This window comes from Nocardiopsis lucentensis DSM 44048, assembly GCF_000341125.1.
Taxonomy (GTDB): domain Bacteria; phylum Actinomycetota; class Actinomycetes; order Streptosporangiales; family Streptosporangiaceae; genus Nocardiopsis; species Nocardiopsis lucentensis.
In genome coordinates this window covers 1-17,026 of record NZ_ANBC01000615.1, presented here as the reverse complement: position 1 = coordinate 17,026, position 17,026 = coordinate 1, and the positions used below count along the sequence as shown (strand labels likewise).

The 17,026-nt window shown below is 71.8% G+C and carries 16 protein-coding genes and 1 pseudogene; 4 read left to right on the top strand and 13 right to left on the bottom strand.

What is annotated here, in order from left to right; translation table 11 throughout:
* A partial coding sequence (locus tag D471_RS0122050) for a GIDE domain-containing protein (protein WP_040690639.1) occupies positions 1-716 on the bottom strand: 716 nt, incomplete at its 3' end.
* 197 nt (positions 717-913) lie between these two features.
* Here D471_RS0122050 and D471_RS0122045 point away from each other — a divergent pair.
* The 3 genes from D471_RS0122045 (at position 914) to D471_RS0122035 (ending at position 3,386) form a co-directional block, all read left to right on the top strand.
* Positions 914-1,462: a nitrobindin family protein gene (locus tag D471_RS0122045; protein WP_017600629.1), complete on the top strand. Its 549-nt coding sequence runs from the start codon at positions 914-916 to the stop codon at positions 1,460-1,462.
* Between the two features lie 299 nt (positions 1,463-1,761).
* Positions 1,762-2,790, top strand: a complete 1,029-nt coding sequence (gene ygfZ / locus D471_RS0122040) for a CAF17-like 4Fe-4S cluster assembly/insertion protein YgfZ (protein WP_017600628.1) — start codon at positions 1,762-1,764, stop codon at positions 2,788-2,790.
* 107 nt (positions 2,791-2,897) lie between these two features.
* The gene (locus D471_RS0122035; protein WP_017600627.1) at positions 2,898-3,386 is read left to right on the top strand and encodes a GNAT family N-acetyltransferase; all 489 of its coding nucleotides are present in this window, start codon (positions 2,898-2,900) and stop codon (positions 3,384-3,386) included.
* Between the two features lie 112 nt (positions 3,387-3,498).
* Here the strand turns inward: D471_RS0122035 and D471_RS0122030 are convergent, their stop codons facing one another.
* The 8 genes and pseudogenes from D471_RS0122030 to D471_RS35550 all read right to left on the bottom strand — a co-directional run bounded on the left by D471_RS0122030 (position 3,499) and on the right by D471_RS35550 (position 12,347).
* Complete coding sequence (locus D471_RS0122030; RefSeq protein WP_017600626.1) at positions 3,499-4,215, bottom strand: type 1 glutamine amidotransferase; 717 nt, start codon at positions 4,213-4,215, stop codon at positions 3,499-3,501.
* A gap of 11 nt (positions 4,216-4,226) precedes the next feature.
* Positions 4,227-5,483 carry a MurT ligase domain-containing protein gene (locus D471_RS0122025; RefSeq protein ID WP_026127968.1) on the bottom strand — a complete coding sequence of 419 codons (1,257 nt, stop codon included), beginning with the start codon at positions 5,481-5,483 and terminating at the stop codon, positions 4,227-4,229.
* An 85-nt stretch (positions 5,484-5,568) separates the two neighbouring features.
* A complete protein-coding gene (locus D471_RS0122020) occupies positions 5,569-7,662 on the bottom strand; it encodes a hypothetical protein (RefSeq protein WP_017600624.1) in 2,094 nt (697 codons plus the stop codon).
* 369 nt (positions 7,663-8,031) lie between these two features.
* A complete protein-coding gene (locus tag D471_RS0122015) occupies positions 8,032-8,337 on the bottom strand; it encodes a DUF1416 domain-containing protein (protein ID WP_017600623.1) in 306 nt (101 codons plus the stop codon).
* A complete protein-coding gene (locus D471_RS0122010; RefSeq protein WP_017600622.1) occupies positions 8,334-9,179 on the bottom strand; it encodes a sulfurtransferase in 846 nt (281 codons plus the stop codon). The genes D471_RS0122015 and D471_RS0122010 overlap by 4 nt, the downstream gene beginning before the upstream one ends.
* Positions 9,180-9,736: 557 nt before the next feature.
* Positions 9,737-10,117: a thioredoxin family protein gene (locus D471_RS0122005; RefSeq protein WP_017600621.1), complete on the bottom strand. Its 381-nt coding sequence runs from the start codon at positions 10,115-10,117 to the stop codon at positions 9,737-9,739.
* Positions 10,118-10,222: 105 nt separating this feature from the next.
* Complete coding sequence (locus D471_RS0122000; protein WP_026127966.1) at positions 10,223-10,921, bottom strand: LmeA family phospholipid-binding protein; 699 nt, start codon at positions 10,919-10,921, stop codon at positions 10,223-10,225.
* 260 nt (positions 10,922-11,181) lie between these two features.
* Positions 11,182-12,347, bottom strand: a pseudogene (locus tag D471_RS35550) (putative quinol monooxygenase).
* 246 nt (positions 12,348-12,593) lie between these two features.
* Here D471_RS35550 and D471_RS0121990 point away from each other — a divergent pair.
* Positions 12,594-13,391, top strand: a complete 798-nt coding sequence (locus tag D471_RS0121990; RefSeq protein WP_017600618.1) for an HAD family hydrolase — start codon at positions 12,594-12,596, stop codon at positions 13,389-13,391.
* A 388-nt stretch (positions 13,392-13,779) separates the two neighbouring features.
* Here D471_RS0121990 and D471_RS0121985 read toward each other — a convergent pair whose 3' ends face one another.
* From D471_RS0121985 to D471_RS0121970, 4 genes are all read right to left on the bottom strand, one after another.
* Positions 13,780-14,769, bottom strand: a complete 990-nt coding sequence (locus D471_RS0121985) for an NAD-dependent epimerase/dehydratase family protein (RefSeq protein WP_017600617.1) — start codon at positions 14,767-14,769, stop codon at positions 13,780-13,782.
* A 226-nt stretch (positions 14,770-14,995) separates the two neighbouring features.
* The gene (locus D471_RS38610) at positions 14,996-15,094 is read right to left on the bottom strand and encodes a 30S ribosomal protein bS22 (RefSeq protein ID WP_013155353.1); all 99 of its coding nucleotides are present in this window, start codon (positions 15,092-15,094) and stop codon (positions 14,996-14,998) included.
* Positions 15,095-15,317: 223 nt separating this feature from the next.
* The gene (locus D471_RS0121975; RefSeq protein WP_017600616.1) at positions 15,318-15,953 is read right to left on the bottom strand and encodes a histidine phosphatase family protein; all 636 of its coding nucleotides are present in this window, start codon (positions 15,951-15,953) and stop codon (positions 15,318-15,320) included.
* A gap of 41 nt (positions 15,954-15,994) precedes the next feature.
* Positions 15,995-17,026: glutamate-1-semialdehyde 2,1-aminomutase (locus D471_RS0121970; protein ID WP_017600615.1), on the bottom strand; the 1,032-nt coding region annotated here is incomplete at its 5' end.

Here is a 17,026-nt window from a genome sequence, read left to right as displayed (position 1 = left end):
AAAAAGCCGATCGCCTCCCTGCGCCGGGGGGAGAGGCGCACCGGCTGGTCGTCGACACCGTGTTCAACGGTGAGCCGGCCACCCTCGGGGGCCGTGATGACCACCCGCCCGTCCCGCGTCTGGACCTGACCGGTGACGCGGACTCGGGCGCCCCCGCGGATCACCCATTCGCGGTACTCGAACTCGATGGTCTCACCGCGAAAGACGCCCGAGATCCTGCCTCGCACGCGGGGCAGGAGGTCGTCGGCCGCGGCGGCCACGCCGGGCTGGGGACGCCCCACCACGCGCTGCAGGCACAGCTCGGCGTCACGGGGGTCGCTGCCGGAGGGGTCGACGAAGACCCGGTCCGCGTCCTCGGACGCGCCTTCGGCGACCAGGCCGAACAGCTCCTCGGAGCCGTACTCGGCGATGGGGTCGCAGGCCCGCTCGCGCACCGCGCTGTCGCCCCGGTCACGGGTGAGCGGCCAGTAGTGACGCAGCACCTCGTGGCCGTGCCACACGCACTCAGCCCCGGCCAGTCCGGAGGCGATGGGCCCGGCGGGACCGGGAGCCGCGACGCCGGTCAGGGTGATCCTGCGCCCGACCCGCGCGGCCAGGGCGCTCGGGCGCAGGCGGGCCAGGCCGCGCTGACGCAGCCAGCGCCGCACGGCGACGACGGTCAGCGGGAGGAGGACCACCCCGGCGACGAGCAGCACCGAACCGATCACCAGTAACACAGGCCACCCTTTCGGAGAATGCGTCGGAGGTCCAGTTCCGCGGCGGGCGTGACACCCCGTGGCCACACCGCGTCGGTGACAATCTTTACCAGTTCTTCGGGAAACCGGGGCCAATTGGGCGTGACCGGACCGATGCGCGAGGGTGGCCGGAGCGGGCTGTCACCGCCACCCTCCGGACACGGCTACGCTCGGGAGGCATGGACGCTGATGTACACCCCGATCTGGCGAAACTGTCCTTCCTGATCGGCCGTTGGGAGGGCGTCGGCGTCGCCGGATACGCCGACGTGGAGGAGTTCCAGTTCGGCCAGGAGATCGAGTTCTCCCACACGGCGGGGCTGCCGTACCTGACCTTCTCCAGCAAGGCGTGGCGGATGAACGCCGACGGAACGCTGGGCGAGCTGGTCACGGAGGAGCAGGCCTACTGGCGTGCGCGCCCGGAGCCCGCCAAGGACGACGGGGGCCCCACCGAGGGTGAGGAGGTCATCCACCTGGAGGCGCTGTACGTGCACCCGGAGGGCTTCACCGAGGTGTACGTGGGCAACGTGTTCGCCAACCGGGTGGAGATGTCGACCGACGCGGTGGTGCACACCGAGACTGGGATCGACGCCACGGCCTCGCACCGGCTGTACGGCCTGTTCGGCGACGACCGGGAGACACTGGGATATGCCTGGGACCTGGCCGCGCGCGGCCACAAGCTGCGGCCGTACATGTCGGCGCAGCTGAAGAGGATCGACCAGAAGCAGTAGCAGACCCCGGGCCGTCTCCCGCCGGGGGGCGGGGCCGGTCGGACGAGTTCCGGCGGCCCGGGGTCCGGGTGTCCGTCTGGGATTCGCTGCGAGCGACGTCGCGCGAACACGCGGCGTCGCCCTAGCGGACGGCCACCTCGCCAGTCCTAGAGTCAACCATTTCTCGGACCACCTCCTTTCTTGCGTGCCTCGAAGGTACGTCGCCCGCGACGTGTGGGGCAAATGTTTTTTCTGCGAACGTAACCGCAGGTCAAAGACACATTGCCGGTGGACTCGGCGGGGCGGCTAGTCTCGGCGGTATGACATCGCCGCTGCTGACCACACCGGGCGCCGTGACCGCCGAGTCGATCGACGCGGGCGTCGCCGCGCACTACGGTGACCCCGCACACGAAGGCCGCGCCATCGAACGCTCCAGCGCGTGGGTGGACCGGAGCAACCGGGGCGTGGTCCGGGTGAGCGGACCGGATCGCCTGGGGTGGCTCAACGACCTGACGAGCCAGCTCACGCGCGACCTGCCGTCCGGCACCGCCACCGAGGCGCTGGTCCTGGACACGCGGGGCCACCTGCGGCACCACCTGTCACTGGTGGACGACGGTGAGGCCACCTGGATCCACACCGAGCCGGGGGGTGGTCCGGGGCTGGCCGCCTTCCTGGACTCGATGCGGTTCATGCTGCGCGTGGAGGTCGCCGACCTCAGCGACTCCCACTCCGTGCTGACCGTGCTCGGCCCGAAACGCGGCCAGGCCGTCGACGACGCCGATGACGTGCTCGACGGGGTCGTCCAGCGCAGGACCGAGGACGAGACCGACCTGTTCCTGCCCGCCGAGCGCCTGGTCGAGGCCGCCGAGGCGCTGACGACGGCGGGCGCCCGCCCGGCGGGCATGTGGGCCTACGAGGCGCACCGGATCGCCGCGCACCGGGTCCGGCCGGGGGTGGACACCGACGACCGCACGATCCCGCACGAGGTGGACTGGGTGGACCGCGCGGTGCACCTGGAGAAGGGCTGCTACCCGGGCCAGGAGACGGTCGCCCGGGTGCACAATCTGGGCCGACCGCCGCGCCGTCTGGTGCTGCTGCCCCTGGACGGGACCGCCGAGCGGCTACCCGAGGTGGGCGCGGCGATCGAGCTGGAGGGACGCGCCGTGGGCCGGGTGGGTTCGTCGGCGCGCCACCACGAACTGGGACCGATCGCCCTGGGCGTGGTGAAGCGGGCCGCGCCGACCGACGCCGACTTCGTGGTCGAGGGCATCGCGGCGGGCCAGGAGGTCGTGGTGGACCCGGACACCGGCGCCAACGCTCAGATCAACCTGCGCCGCCGCCCCCGGTAGCGGCCGGGGAACCGTGCCCCGCGACGGTGGTGGGGCACGTCCTGGTGGCGGCGGGGCCGCCCGAAAACCGATGGCCGCGGGACAGGTCGGAGCGCCAGACTGGGGGCATGCACATCCGCGCCGCCGCCCCCGCCGACTGGCCCGCCATCTGGCCCTTCTTCCAACGGATCGTCTCGGCGGGTGAGACGTTCACCTTCCCCACGGATCTCGGGGAGGACGACGGACGCGACTGGTGGCTGCTGCCCGAACCCGATCGGACGGTGGTCGCCGTGGACGGGACCGGGACGGTCCTGGGCACGGCGAAGATGAACAGGAACCACCAGGGAAACGCCGGCCACGTCGCCAGTGCCAGCTACATGGTCGACCCCGCCCATGAGGGCGGCGGGGTGGGTCGTGCCCTGTGCGAGTACACACTGGAGTGGGCGCGCGCGGCGGGTTACCGGGCCATGCAGTTCAACGTGGTCGTGGCGACCAACACGCGCGCGGTGCGGTTGTACACGTCGCTCGGGTTCGACGTCCTGGGCACGCTGCCCGAGGGGTTCGCCCACCCCGAGCACGGCTACGTCGGCCTGCACATCATGCACCGGCGGTTGTGACCGGGGGTTCCTCGGACCGCGGGTATCGCGGCCCCCGCGACGGATGCTCCGATCGCGGGGGCCGCGGGGCCGCGAGGCGCTCGATCGCGCACCTGGCCTCCCGCCTTCGGCGTCAGGCGTTCAGGGCCGCGGCGAGGCGCTCCTCGTGCAGGCGCTCCCCCCAGGACGGGGGCAGCTGGGGCAGCTGGCCCACACGCCAGCGCAGCAGCAGGTCGGCCAGCGCGGGGTTGCGCGGCAGCGCCGGGCCGTGCAGGTAGGTGCCCAGCACCTGCCCCTGGTAGGCGCCCTCGGTGCGGTCGTCGTTGCCGATGCCGCGCACCGTGGTGGACAGCGGGCGGGCGGACGGGCCGATGGCGGTGCGGCCCTGGTGGTTCTCGAAACCGGTGATACGGCCCACCCCGAGGGAGGGGTCGACGTCGGCGACGATCTCACCGACGGCACGGGTCTGGCCACGGCCGCTGCGGATGTCGAGGATGCCGACACCGGGCAGCGGGTTGGCCTCGTCGTCGCCGTAGCTCTCACCGATGATCTGGTACCCGGCGCAGACGGCGAAGACGCAGGCGCCGCGGGCGGCGGCACGGGCCAGGCCGCCGTCGGCGCGCAGCCGCTCGGCCGCCAGGATCTGCGGGCGGTCCTCACCGCCGCCGAGCAGGTAGATGTCGCCCTGTTCGGGCACCGAGTCGCTGGAGTGGACGTGCACGATCTCGGTGCGGATACCGCGCAGTTCGGCGCGGCGGCGCAGGATGAGGGCGTTGCCCTGGTCTCCGTAGGTGCTCAGCAGGTCGGGGTAGATCCACACGATCCGCAGGGCGCTGCTGGTGTCCGTCATGAGTCTCTCCCCTACTGGACGCGGCCGTAGGCCGTGCGGATCTGCTGGAAGGCGGTGTAGTTGGCGATGACGTCGACCTTGGTGATGCCGGGCTGCTCCGCCTTGAGGCGGCCCAGGACCTCGTCGACGCGATCAGCGGTCTCGAAGGCCACGCCGTCGGTCTCCAGGCGCAGCGCGAGGTCGGTGCGGCGCTCACCCATGACGAACACGCGGCGTCCGCGCAGCACGGTGTAGTCCACGTCCCACAGCCACGACGTGTCCTTGCCGTCGGGGATCTGCGCGTTGACGGAGAGGATCACCGGGACCCGGGGCGGGTCGAGGACGGCGAAGGACTCCAGCCACCCGGCGGGGTTCTTGGCGAGCAGCAGGCGCACCTCCACGCCCATGGTGACCACGGAGGTGTAGCGGCCCGCGACGGAGGTGATCTCACGCAGCCGCTCGACGGTGCGCATCGGGTGGATGCCGTACCCGGCCGCGGTGGCGGCGGCGATCGCGGCGTTGGAGCGGTTGGCGTCACCGGGCAGGTTGAGCTGGAGCCGGACCCGCTGTCCGTCGGGGCACACGAGTGAGTCGGTCTCGTTCTCCACCCCCCAGGTGGTCTGGGGCCGGGCCAGGCCGCACTCCGGGCACTCCCAGTACGGGTCGACGTCGCGCTTGAGGTGGCCGCCGCACTCGGGGCAGCACCAGGAGTCCTCCTTCCAGCGCTGACCGGCCGACACCCAGGTGGCGTTCGGCGCCCCCAGCCCCGCCCAGGCGACGAGGGGGTCGTCGGCGTTGGCGATGACGTGCGTGTTGGTCTCGCCGAGTGCGGTGCGCCACTTCTTGGCCAGGAGGTTGATCTCCGAGGCGCGGTCCATCTGGTCGCGGCTCAGGTTCATCAGGACGACGAAGGCGGGGTTGGTCGCGCGCAGGACCTGCGGGAGGTACTTCTCGTCGACCTCCAGCACGCCGTTGACGGCGGATCCGTTGCTGGACAGCGCGGTGATGTGCCCCGTGGGCATGTTCGCGCCGAACTCGTTGGTGGCGACCTCGCCGAGCTCGCGCAGGGCCTGCGAGATGAGCTTGGTGGTGGTCGTCTTGCCGTTGGTGGCGCTGACCAGGGCCAGGCGACGCCCTTGGGCGAGCTTGGCGAGCAGGTCGGGCTCGACCTTGAGCGCGACCCGGCCACCGATCACGGAGCCGTCTCCGCGTCCGGTCGCGCGCGACAGACTGGCCGCACTCCTACCCAGTACCGATGCCAGTTGGGCGCGCAGGGGAAGCTCGCTCATCAATTCTCCAGGTCGCTGGATCGCCCGCGCCGGTACGTGGTGGTCGCGGGTGACGTGTCGGGCCAAGACTATTGTCCACCTCCGGTCAGACCCGCCAGTCCAGGCGCTCGGGGGGTGGGCCCAGGTTGGGCGGTACCCGTTCGGGCGCCTCCCCGCCGGTGACCACTCCGCCGTGGAAGGGGTCGGACGGGTTCGGCGCCGTCTCCCGTTCGGCCGGGGAGCGGTCGCCCGGCACGATCCGTGGCCGGCGGCTGTCGGAGCGGTCGCCCGGCTCGGCGGCCCGTGCTTCCGCGTCGGACACCGCGTCCGCGCCGTGACCGGTGGTACGGGAGTCCGCCACCGTGGCCAGAGTGGCTGTGGACAGGGTGAGGATACCCGGGTTGGTGTCGGTGAGAACAGGCCCCTCGTCGCCCAGGACCAGCGCTGCCGTGCACGGCAGCCGCCGCAGTGATCCGGCGTCCAGGCCGATGGGGCGCAACGACCCGTCGCTCTCCGTAGCGGGCTCGGTGAGCGTGTCGATCTCCTCGGCCTGCGCGGTGGCCCTCCCCCACGCCGTGGCTGATCTCACATGGCGAACAAGGTCGAGGGGGGCGATCCCGGAGGCGGCGTCGCGGATCATCGCGCCCGACTCGGTGTGCGGGGAGGGGAAGAACCGGTCGTCGGTCTCCGCCTCGGTCTCCGGGTCCGGGTGGGGTTCGGTGACCGCGGCCCCGACCGCCTCACCGATGACCTCACTCAGACGGTGCACCTCGGCCCCGGTGCCCGGGCGCGCGGCCACCCCGGGCACAGAGGTCACCGCGCGCGCGACGGCGTCCGCCGACCCGCCGCGCTGGCGCATGACCACCGGCAGGCAGGTGGGGTCGCAGAACCGGTTGAGGGCGGCCGGGACGGGGGTACGGAACATCAGCACGATCTCCACGCCTCCGTCGGCGGCGGCCCGCAGGATCTGGTCCACCTCGCCCTCGGGCAGGGTCTCGGCCCCGCAGACCACGACCGTGCGGGTGCGGTTCGGGCGCGCCCGGCCCCGCTCGCCACGCGGCGGCTCCGCTTCCCCCCGCGGCCCGTCCTCCAGGAGTTCGCTGAGCGCGGCCACCGTGTAGGTGCCGTACACCCGGGCCGCGGCCTCACCGGAGGCCCTGTCCGTGGAGATGATCTTGACCTGCGCGTACGTGCCGTCCTCGACCCGGGTCCCGACCCCCTCGAACGGGCTCAGCCGCCGTTCCAGTTCCCAGGCCCGTTCCCAGGCGCCGGGGGTGTCGGCACAGCGCTCACGCACCCGGGCGCGCTGGCCGGCGGACAACCGCACGAGCGCCGGATCGTCCTCGGCGTCGTCTCCCTCCGGTGTGCACAGGGCGCGCAGGCCGCCGATGAGCTCCGCGATCCCGGCGCGCGGGCCGAGCACCTCCAGCAGGCGCAGGAGGAGGGTCTCGTCCGCGTCGACGTCCTCGGGGGCCCCCGACGCGGCGGCGACGGCGGACAGCACGCGGGCGCGCTGGCCCGCGTCGAGGTTGGTCCCGAGCGTCATCCGGGGCAGGTCGGCGGGGAGCACCCACCGGCGTGGGGCCACGGCGCACCGTCGGGCGAGCCGGATCAGCTCCCGGGCGACCGCCCTGCCGGTGAGGTCGACGACGGTGAGGTCCCCGCCCTCCCGCAGACGTGCGACGCCGATCGTGGTGAGCAGGGCGGACCACCCGGCGTCGGTGCCGCCGACCACGACGACGGCCTCCCGGTCGGCCGGGACGGTGACCCCGTACCAGCGCGGCTGCGCCTCGTAGGCGCGACTCGCGGCCCGCCACTCGGTGTACCGCCGCGCGTGCTCGCGCTGGCGCTCGTGCAGGGCGCGGTCGCGCTCCTCCCGTTCGGCCGCGAGCCTCTCCTTGGCCTTGGCCAGGCGTTCCGCGATGACCTGGCGGCTCTGCACCAGCGCGAAACCCACCGGGGCGGCGACGGCCGCGCAGGCGAACACGCCGCCCAGGGCCAGCGTCGCGGGCAGGATCCGCTGTGACCACAGGGCGAGGAGGAGGACGACGAGCAGGGCCAGCCCACCCAGCACCGCGTACAGGGGGCGGTTGGTCCGGGCTTCACTGTCGCGCTGACCGGCGATCCACTCCTCGCTGAGGGTCCGCTGTTCGCCGGGCGCCGGTCGGCGCGGAGCCGGACCGGGATGCGGTAGGAGCACGGCGTGCCGCCAGCCGAGGTAGGTCCTCCCGGCTTCTCCTCGGGATGAGCCGTCTGACCGTGGGTTGGGCACCGTCCGAACACCTCCTGACCGGCCTCGGTGAGGACTCCGGGCGTACCCGGAGTGGGGCATGAGGCCGTCACCAGCCCGCCGAACCAAGTCAAGCAGGCCGCACGACTGCCTGCCAGACTCTTCGTATCCCCCGTGGACAACCGGCGTGCCGCCCCCGGACACGGCGGAGCGCCGGCCCCGACGGTCGTCTCCGTCAGAACCGGCGCTCCGCGCACACGCTGGCCGGGTTCACGCCCCGCGGCCTGGCCCGACCCACACGGTCGGCTCCGCCCACGGCGGCCGTACCCCGGACGTGGGTCAGGCCTGCACCTGCAGGTCGATGACCTTGCCGACCTCGGCGTTCACCGCGTACTCGCCGGTGAAGCCCTGGGAGGCCAGGACCCGCACCTTCCAGGCTCCGTCGGCCGCGAAGAAGCGGAAGGTGCCCTCGTCTCCGGTGGCCACCTCGCCCACGAAGTCGTCGGAGTCGTTCAGGAGTCGGGCGTAGGCACCGCGCAGGGGCTTGCCGTCACGGGTCACCGTGCCCTGGATGACCGCCTGGTCACCCGCGTCAACGTCGGCGAGGGCCACGCCCCCGACCGGAGCTCCGCAGCTGTCGCTCACTTGGCCTCCGCCTCTCCGAGCTCGACCGGAACGCCCACCAGGGAGCCGTACTCGGTCCAGGAACCGTCGTAGTTCTTCACGTTCTCCAGCCCCACGATCTCGTGGAGGGCGAACCAGGTGTGCGAGGAGCGCTCGCCGATACGGCAGTAGGCGATGATCTCCTTGTCGAGGTCCACACCGGCCTCGGTGTAGAGCTCACGCAGCTCGTCGGCCGTCTTGAACGTGCCGTCCTCGTTGGCGGTCTTCGCCCACGGGATGTTGCGCGCGGTCGGGATGTGGCCGGGGCGCTGGGAGGTCTCCTGCGGCAGGTGCGCCGGAGCCAGCAGCTTGCCGGTGAACTCGTCGGGCGAGCGGACGTCGACCAGGTCCTTGGCGCCGATCGCGGCGACGACCTCGTCGCGGAAGGCCCGGATGGAGTGGTCCTGCTCCTTGGCCTTGTACTCGGTGGCGGCCCGCTCGGGGACCTCCTTGACGAGCTCGCGCGAGTCCAGCTCCCACTTCTTGCGGCCGCCGTCCAGGAGACGGACGTTCTCGTGGCCGTACAGCTTGAAGTACCAGTAGGCGTAGGCGGCGAACCAGTTGTTGTTGCCGCCGTACAGGATCACCTGGTGGTCGTTGGCGATGCCCTTGTCGGACAGCAGCTTCTCGAACCCGGTGCGGTCGACGAAGTCACGGCGGACCGGGTCCTGGAGGTCCTTCTTCCAGTCGATCTTGACCGCGCCGGGGATGTGGCCCCCGTCGTAGGCGGACGTGTCCTCGTCGACCTCGACGAGGACCACGTTCTCATCGTCCAGGTGAGCCTCCACCCAGTCGGCGTCCACAAGGACGTCGGAGCGGCTCATGGGGAACCTCCTGTGATTCGTGATGCGGTGTCGCGTGTGCTGGTCGGAACCCTCCGGGCGCACGGGGCCCGGAGAGCGGGGGTCAGACGATCAGTGTGCGGGCGGACGCGGCGTGCCCGGCCCCGAGCCGGCACGGCCGACCGGGGACACGGTGCGCTGGGCAGATACTCGGCGTTCGCTCCCGCCCGGCTCCGGACCGGATCCCGGCGGACGCCGGATACGACGACGGAGCCGCGGATGGCGGGAGAGCGAGGTGTCGGGGCGGTGTGCCGCCCGCGAGGGCCGACCTGCATGGCGTGGAGTCCCCTACTGCGTGCACGGAGAATGGACCGGTCGCACGGAGGGAGCGAGGGCCGGGAGGCCCGTCCGCCCTAGGGACACAGACAGAGCGCGGCGGCGACGTGGCAGTAGTCCACTGCCCGTCGCTTCGTCAAAAACGCGCTCGTCAAGGAAGTCACGTCGTAGACGCTACAGGTCAATCGAGGTGTTTGTCACGGGTGTGCTGGGTCACAGAAGGTCGCGTCAGCCCCGCTGAGGCGGCCGCGGGGCGCGCGGCCTCAAAGGATCACCGAGCCGAGCGCGGCGATCACGTCGGCCTTGCGGGGCTGTCCGCCGGCGCCGCGCACGACCTCGCCGGAGGCGTCGAGGACGAGGACGGTGGGGGTGCCCCGCAGTCCCAGGCGGCGCACGAGGTCGAGTCTGGACTCGGCGTCCACCTCCACGTGCGCCACCCCCTCGACCATGCCCGCGACATCGTCGAGGATGCGCCGGGTGGCCCGGCACGGCTGGCAGAAGGCCGTGGAGAACTGCACGAGCGTGGCCCGCTCGCCCGGGTCGGCGCCCAGGTCCTCGGGGCCGAGCACCTGCCCGTCCCAGGGACGCGCGGCGTCGCCGCGGGCGCCGTCCCGTCGGCCGTGGTCGTTCACGGGTCCCTCCATGTGTGGAGCGGCACGGGTCCGTCTCCTGGAACGGTCACTTCAGGGGGTCGCCGTTCGGGCGCCCCAACACGGGCCGAAGCGAGGCGGGGCCCGAAGCGAGCACGGTCAGACGGCCTCGGAGCCCATCAACGGAACGTCCTGGCCCACGCCGGTGATCCGCAGACCGTTGGAGGTGGCCTCCATGTCGGTGACGGTCAGGCCGAAGGGGAGCTCGGGCGCTTGGACACTGAAGCTGAGCATGCCCTCGACCATGGAGCCGACGTCGATCGGCGTGTCCCCCAGCTGGACGTCGACGGGGGTGAGTCGCACGGTGTCGCCCTCGACGGTGAACTCGCCGCCCGCCGACACGGACGTGCTCAGACCCAGCTCAGGAAGGGCCAGCTCGCCGATGATGCGCGGTTCCCCGCCCTCGGTGGTGACCGTCATGCCCTCGGGCAGGTGGGCGCTGAAGTAGGAGTAGGGGACCACGAAGGACCCGTCGACCGTCCCGGCGACGACGTCGGGCTGGTCGAGCAGCTCGGACAGGGGTGCGCGGACGTCGCTCGCGGACGCCTCGATCTGCTCGACGGTCACCCCGGCCATGGCGGCGCTGTCCGCGGTGATCGTGATCTGCGAGTAGTCACCGGTGACGGCCTGGGGGAGGAACGCCCACCCCCCGATGGCCACGTCGGGCTCCTCGGCCATATCCAGCCGCTCGGCCATTCGCTCCGAGACCATGTCCTCCGCGACGCCGCGCAGCGCCACGTCCGCGACCACCGCCACGACTCCCAGGAGCAACAACAGGACGACGAGGAACTTACGCATGAGTCCCAGCACACTTTCTTTCGCTCAGGCGCGCCTGTCGGCCGGTTCGTCCCGCCGGTCTAGGTCACACGCCAACGGCACCCGACGGGGCCGGTCATGAAAAACCTGTAGAGAAGGGTACTTCACCCGGAATGCGACGTCGTGGGCTTCGTGATGGTTCTCCGACGTCCGCCGACGACACCGGTTCGAGACTTCGCACGGCAGGGCGCCGCGCGGCGCTCCGGGGTGAAGCGGCTCAGGACGTGTTCGGCGGACACACCCTAGCGGGGCATCAGCATCGCGGCGAGGCCGTCGCTGGCCGAGGCGCCGGAGAGGGAGAGTTCGATCACGTTGGTGGCCACCACGNNCCCTGCCGCTCGTGTTCCTCGCGGGCGAGCTCGTCGCGGTAGATCGCGTAGACGATCCGCTGGAGGGGCGCGTTGGGCACCGTGTGGCACGCGAAGAGGAGGGTGTCCGGCTCCTGGTCGGCGACCTGGTCGACGATGGCGTCGGCGATCTGGTCGAATCCGCGCTCCTGCCCCTCGGCGAGGGTGTAGATCGTGATGACGCCGCGCAGCCGGGACGGCTGGCGCGACGGTGGGGCGTCGTGGCGGTCGTCTACGGGCGCGGGGTTGCGACGCCTGCGGCGCACGGGTTCCTCCTGGGGTTCGGCGTAGGACTCGAAGGGCTCGTCGGCGTCGTCGTAGCCGTCGTAGGGGCCCTCGTCGTAGGAGTCCCCGTCATCGTAGGGCTCCTCGTCGTCGTAGGGCTCCTCATCGTCGAACCGGTCGCGGCGGCGCGGGCTCGCGGCCAGCGCGGAGGCACCCCAGAGGGCGGCGACGGAACCGAGCATCAGAAGCGGCCCCAGGACGCCCAGGCCCATGCGGCCCACGACCACGCTGAGCACGGCCGCCAGGGCGACCAGGCCGAGCACCGTCAGGTCCGGGTGCGGACGGCTCCGGCCGGAGCGACGCAGGACGCCGACGACCGCGCAGACGAGGAGGACCAGGACCAGGATGTGGGCCCCGCCGACAAGCCACCGGGGGATGATGTCGTAGTGGTCGGCGAAGGCGGGATAGGAGCGCCCGAACTGACTTCTCACACGGTCGACGAACAGCACCACCATCGGAACGATGGTGAAGGCGCTGAGGAACAGGCGTGAGGTGAACCGGCCGCGCGAGGACCGGACGCCGTACTCGACCGCGCCCCAGGCCATGTACAGCGGCCCCAGGAGACTGACGCCGATCTGGTGGAGCCGGAAGGTGAGCGCACCGAAGTCGAGGATCGCGCCCAGCACGGCGGCGCTGAGGCCGACGGCGAGGCCGAGGGCGGCGACCAGCCAACCGACCCTGGCGATGCTGGGGCGGCGCTGGGCGTACGCGGCGAGAGCCGCCGTGGCGCTCCAGGCCACCAACGCGCTTGTGAATGCCAGTCCTACCGTCACCATCCCGACAATGATGCTGCACGTTCACGGGTGGATGTGCACGTCACGAAAGCGAAGGGGTCAGTGTGGGGGAAGATCCCGCAGAGTGGGAGCGCAACCCACCCATCACGATGTGACCTTCATCACCAGAATTGTGCCAGAGGCCCAGTGACCACACGCGACTCACCGGTGCCCGTAGGCTCAAACCAGCGGGGAGCGTCACCCCGGACATCGGAGGGCCGCCTCCCCCAGCCGAGCCAGGAGAGAACCGTGCCGTACGACGCGCCGCGCCCGCCCTCGGCGGGGCCGGGAGCCGCCTTCTTCGACGTGGACAACACCCTGATGCGGGGCGCGTCGATCTACCACTTCGCACGGGGCCTGGCGTCCCGGGACCTGTTCACCACGCGCGACCTGCTGCGGTTCGCGTGGGGGCAGACGGTGTTCCGGGTGACCGGCGCCGAACAGCCCGACCACATCAACGCGGCGCGTGAGGCCGCCCTGGCGTTCGTCGCCGGGCACGACGTGGGTGACCTGGTCGCGCTCTGCGAGGAGATCTACGACGACTCCATGGCCGACCGCATCTGGGAGGGGACCCGCAGACTCGTCCAGCGCCACCTGGACGCCGGACAGCCCGTGTGGCTGGTGACGGCCACGCCGGTCGAACTGGCCCAGATCATCCGCAGGCGCCTGGGGCTGACCGGGGCGCTGGGCACCGAGGCCGAGAGCGTCGACGGTGTGTACACGGGGCGGCTCAACGGCGACCTGATGCACGGGCCCGCCAAGGCGGTGGCGGTACGTGCCCTCGCCCGGAGGGAGGGGTGGGACCTGGCGGCCTGCTCTGCCTACAGCGACTCCTCCAACGACCTCCCGCTGCTGTCCCTGGTCGGCCACCCGCACGCGGTCAACCCCGATGGTGACCTACGCAGGTACGCGCGCACGCACCAGTGGCCGGTGCACGACTTCCGCAGACACAGAAAGGCGCTGAAGGTGGCCGTGCCCGCGGCCGTGGCGGGCGCCGTCGCCGGGGGTGTGGCGGTACGGGCGGTTCGGCACCGACGCCGGGCCTGAGGTCCGCCACCCGGAGAGGTCACCCCGGCTCAGCGGAGGACCAGGGCAAACACAGTTCAGGCGCCGACAGGGTGCTGCAAGACGAGTCGAGCCGCGAGCGAGGAACGAGCGACAGGCGAAGACGAGGATGAAGCATCCCTGTCTTCAGGGCGCCAGAACACGGTCCGAAGCGAAGCGGAGGACCAGGGCAAACACAGCTCAGGCGCCGACAGGGTGCTGCAAGACGAGTCGAGCCGCGAGCGAGGAACGAGCGTGGATCGGACTGCGCCGTAGGCGTCCGTTGAGGGCGGTGGCGGGCGACGGGCGGGCGAGGACGAGGAACCCCTGCCTCCTCGGGCGCCCGGACACGGGCCGAGGCGAAGCGGCGGCCCGAGGAGAACGCGGAGCCTCAGCGGCCCAGTGTCGCCCGGGCGAGGGCGAGGACGTGGACGGGGCGCAGCCCGGGGCCGCGCGGCGGCTGGGCGGAGGCGCGGGACGAGGCGTAGGACTCGAAGGCCTGCGCCGAGCTGTAGGAGGGCGACCAGCGCAGGACGCGCTCCAGGGGGGCGGTGTCCCAGCGAGAGGCGTTCAGACCGGCACGGACGGTATGCGCGGCGTTGGCGCTCGCGTAGGCGATCCGACCGTTCCGGGCCAGGCCGCGCAGCACCCTGAGCCCGGAGGCGGGCACCGGGAGACGTTGGCCGCCGACCCTGTGCAGGCAGTGCGAGAGCGGCACGGAGTCCTTGCCCGTGACGTCGAAGAAGCCCGTCTCCTCGCTCAACGCCATCCGCACGAGCGCCTCGGCGCCGTCGTCCTCGTGGAGGAAGCGGACACGCGGGTCGTGACCGAGAACGGTGGGGACGACGCGGGAGTCGAGATAACGGGTGAGGGGGGTGTCCGTGGAGGGGCCGATGAGGTTGGCGAACCGCAGGACCGCCACGGACAGGTCGGGGCGGCGCCGTTGGAGACCCCGGGTGTGCCGCTCGATCTCCGCAGCGTCGTCGGCGTCGAGGGTGGCGCTGGAGCGCACCACGAGCCGTCGCACGGACGCGGAGCGCTGGGCGGCGGTCAGGACACGCATCGTGCCCAGCAGGTGGTCCTCCCGGTGGGGGCCGCGGTCGGCGTCCAACCCCAGGTGGAGGACGAGGTCGGCGCCGGAGTCGGCGACGATCTGGGGGAGGCTCTCGTCGTGCAGGTCGACGTGGGCGTACTCCCGGCGCGAACGACCTTCGCCGGACGCCTCAGATCCCTCCGAGGAGTAGGCCGACCACCCCGCGCCGGAGGGCGGAGCGGAGTCCACCCCGATGACCCGGTGCACGCTGGGCGCCCCCGCCAGGGTCTGCGCGACCCCGGCTGCCATGGGGCTGGAGACCCCGGTGACGAGTACGACACGAGCCATGGCGACACGTTCCTTGGAAGACGGGAGTCGAGATTCCGGGAGGTCAACGACCGTTCACACAGAGGTGAAACGGAGGTCGTGGACCCGTGAACCACAACAGTGGCCCGCCCGGAAAATTCCTGCGCGCCGTTTCGGCGCCCACGAGAGGAAGTAGTGTCTCCGCGTCCGAGGGCGCGCTCTGGGCCCGCCCACGCCCGCGGAGAGACGACGTTCGCCGCGACCGGCCCTACTTCTTGTTGCGACGCGCCACACGCGTGCGCTTGAGCAGCTTGCGGTGCTTCTTCTTCGCCATCCGCTTACGACGCTTCTTGATGACGGAACCCATGGGATCACCTTCTCGCTGACTAGAGTGCCGGACATGCCGCACCAGTGGTCGGTGCCTACCGGCGTGGAGCTCGGATGCGGTCGCCGTGCCCGCGGGGCACCGACCGGTGCTGGGCGCGGGATGGCCCCGTGCGGCCGGGGCGAACCCCGGTGAGGCCGCCGTCTGAGGCGTACGCCCACCGCACCCGAAGCCCCAGCTTACCGGTACGGGCACGCGGTCAGGGTCACGCCCCCGGAAGAGCCATACCGTCCGTGTACAGCTCGGCGGCCGGTTCTGCGTAGCTGACGCTGGTCAACCGCTGGTCAGCGAAGGTCAGCGACGTGACGCTGGCCAGGTTGCACTCGCGCCTGTCCGGTCGGTGCCACAGGCGCTTGTTCTCGGCGGCCCGGCGGGCCATCCAGATCGGCAGCTGGTGGCTGACGCACACCGCCTCCCGGCCCCACGCGGCCTGGCGGGCGACCTTGATGGCCTCGACCATCCGGGCGACGATCTGGGTGTACGGCTCCCCCCAGGACGGGCGGAACGGGTTGTACATGCGCCGGATCACCCGGGGGTCGCGTACCGAGCGGGCCGACAGCGACATGCCCTGGAACCGGTTGGCGGACTCGATGAGCCGGTCGTCCAGGGTGACGGGCAGGTCGAGCCGCTTCTGGAGGGGGACCGCGGTCTCCTGTGTGCGGTCCAGGGGCGAGGAGAACAGGGCGGCCACGTCGTGTCCCTCGAACCACTCGGCGGCCAGTTCGGCCATCTGCTGGCCGCGGTCGCTGAGATGGAAGTCGGGCAGTCTGCCGTACAGGATCCTGTCGGGGTTGTACACCTCGCCGTGGCGGAGTAGGTGCACGACGGTGGTCGTCGTCATCGTGGTCGTCCTTTACGTACTGAACTCGTGGGCGCGCCGGGCTAGCCCTGGGCCTCCGCGGCGGCACGGGCCGCGCGGGGCAGCGCCGAGACCACGCGGTCGATCGCGGCGTCGTCGTGGGCGGAGGAGAAGAACCACGCCTCGAAGGCCGCGGGCGGCAGATAGACGCCCTGGTCGAGCATGGCGTGGAAGAAGGCGGCGAACGCCGCGGTGTCGGTGGTGCGCGCGGTGTCGAAGTCGTGGACGTCCTGGTCGGTGAAGAACACCGTGAAGAGGTTGCCGCCGCCCTGGACCCGGTGCGGTACGCCGGCCTCGCTGAGCGCCTTGGAGACCTCGGACTCGACCTGGGCCGAGACGCGGTCGATGTGGGCGTAGACCGCGGGGGTGGCGCCGCGCAGCGTGGCGATCCCGGCCGCGGTGGCCAGCGGGTTCCCGGAGAGGGTGCCCGCCTGGTAGACGGGCCCCTCGGGCGCGAGGCGGTCCATGACGTCGGCGCGGCCGCCGAAGGCGGCGGCGGGCAGGCCGCCGCCCATGACCTTGCCGAAGGTCATGAGGTCGGGGGCGACGCCCTCCAGGCCGTACCAGCCGGACGAGCTGACACGGAAGCCGGTGAGGACCTCGTCGAGGATCAGGAGGGCGCCGTTGGCGTGCGCGATCTCCCTGAGACGGGCGTTGAACCCGGCCTTGGGCGGGACGACGCCCATGTTGGCGGGGCAGGCCTCGGCGATGACGCAGGCGATGTCGTCGCCGTGCTCGGCGAAGGCCCGCTCGACGGCGTCGATGTCGTTGTAGGGCAGCACGAGGGTGTCGGCGGCACTGGCGCCGGTCACTCCCGGGGAGTCGGGAAGGGCGAAGGTGGCCAGACCCGATCCGGCCGCGGCCAGGAGGGCGTCCACGTGACCGTGGTAGTTGCCCGCGAACTTGACGATCTTGCCGCGCCCGGTGAAGCCGCGCGCGAGTCGGATCGCGGACATGGTGGCCTCGGTGCCGGAGTTGACCAGGCGGACCTTCTCCACCGGGGTGCGATCGACGATGAGTTCGGCGAGTTCGACCTCTCCGGGGGTGGGGGCGCC